This is a genomic window from Frankia sp. CoWAU3, from assembly GCF_977971855.1.
This window is the reverse complement of record NZ_CDWWXB010000102.1, coordinates 7,522-8,359: the sequence shown is the minus strand read 5'-3', so window position 1 is coordinate 8,359 and position 838 is coordinate 7,522. Positions and strand designations below refer to the sequence as shown.

2 protein-coding genes are annotated in these 838 nt (G+C 70.3%); both read right to left on the bottom strand.

Features of this window, described 5'->3' with window-relative positions:
- The coding region (locus AC08ON_RS10845; protein WP_476616892.1) for a hypothetical protein at positions 1 to 380 on the bottom strand (380 nt) is incomplete at its 3' end.
- Positions 381 to 383: 3 nt separating this feature from the next.
- Positions 384 to 838: hypothetical protein (locus tag AC08ON_RS10840; RefSeq protein ID WP_476616891.1), on the bottom strand; the 455-nt coding region annotated here is incomplete at its 5' end.

Below are 838 nucleotides of genomic sequence, written 5' to 3'. Positions count from 1 at the left end.
CGCAGCCGGTGGATCTCGTTGTGTTGGGCGGCGAGCCGGGAGATGGCCAGGGTTTTGAACGCTTCGTGTTCGGCGAGCTGGGTGTCGCGCTCGGCGAGGTGCCGGTGCAGGTCGGCGTTGTCCTGTTTGAGGCGGCTGATCTGGGCATCGCGGGGGTCGACGGTGCGGCCAGACGCTTTCAGGTCGGCGAGCTGCTGGTCGAACTCGGCTTTGAGGTGGGGGTAGCCGCGGTAGAGCGTCGCTCGGGAGATTCCGGCGAGGCGTGCGAGGGTCGAGGTGTCGCACTTGCCGCCGGGTGGTAGTTCGCCGCGTAGCAGCGCGCGGGCGGCGGCGCGGATGCGGTCTTCGGTGTCACGGCGCTGGGCGTCGCTGACGCGCATGGGCTACTCGCTTTCGGTGTAGGACGTCGGGTCGTGTGATCCAGACGCGGCGTCGATCGCGTCGAGGACTCGTTGGGCGCGGGCGAGTTCGCCGCGTAGCCGGGCGCGTTCGGGGGTGTGGGCGCGGCCGAGGGTGCCGAGGAAGGCGGTGGTCTGGGTGACGGTCTCGGCCCAGACATCGCGGTGGCAGGAGTGGTGGGTGGCCTGCGGGCAGCGGGCGGAGTCGCACATGCCAGCCAGGGGTTTGTCCGCGGTCGGGGTGCCGGCGGGTGTCAGGCAGAGCGCGCGGGAGGGGTCGATGAACCAGCAGTAGTTCGCGACGCCGAGGTGCAGCGTCCCGGCTCGTTTGGACAGCAGGTTGATCACATGTTTGTCGCTGTCGAGGACCCCGGGTGCGGTCTGGGCGTGGGCGGCGAGTTCGGCGTCGACGTGGGCGAACAGTGCGGTCAGGTCCCGGG